Raw genomic sequence first — 615 nt, 5'->3', positions numbered from 1 at the left:
GCTTTGATCCGAGCTGGCGCCTGGATGAAACCTACGTCAAGGTGCGGGGCAAGTGGACCTACCTGTACCGGGCAGTCGACAAGCGGGGCGACACGATCGATTTCTACCTGTCGCCGACCCGCAGCGCCAAGGCAGCGAAGCGGTTCCTGGGCAAGGCCCTGCGAGGCCTGAAGCACTGGGAAAAGCCTGCCACGCTCAATACCGACAAAGCGCCGAGCTATGGTGCAGCGATCACCGAATTGAAGCGCGAAGGAAAGCTGGACCGGGAGACGGCCCACCGGCAGGTGAAGTATCTCAATAACGTGATCGAGGCCGATCACGGAAAGCTCAAGATACTGATCAAGCCGGTGCGCGGTTTCAAATCGATCCCCACGGCCTATGCCACGATCAAGGGATTCGAAGTCATGCGAGCCCTGCGCAAAGGACAGGCTCGCCCCTGGTGCCTGCAGCCCGGCATCAGGGGCGAGGTGCGCCTTGTGGAGAGAGCTTTTGGCATTGGGCCCTCGGCGCTGACGGAGGCCATGGGCATGCTCAACCACCATTTCGCAGCAGCCGCCTGATCGGCGCAGAGCGACAGCCTACCTCTGACTGCCGCCAATCTTTGCAACAGAGCCA

The 615-nt window shown here is 61.5% G+C and carries 1 protein-coding gene; it reads left to right on the top strand.

The genetic code is table 11. The features are described from left to right. Positions 1-560, top strand: a 560-nt coding sequence (locus DTO57_RS14245) for an IS6-like element IS6100 family transposase (protein ID WP_114118934.1), incomplete at its 5' end; no start/stop codon positions are given. Between the last annotated feature and the right edge of the window lie 55 nt (positions 561-615).

The sequence above is a fragment of the Microbacterium sorbitolivorans genome, assembly GCF_003327285.1.
Taxonomy (GTDB): domain Bacteria; phylum Actinomycetota; class Actinomycetes; order Actinomycetales; family Microbacteriaceae; genus Microbacterium; species Microbacterium sorbitolivorans.
Note: the sequence above shows the minus strand (reverse complement) of the source record. Positions and strands in the feature narration are given on the sequence as shown.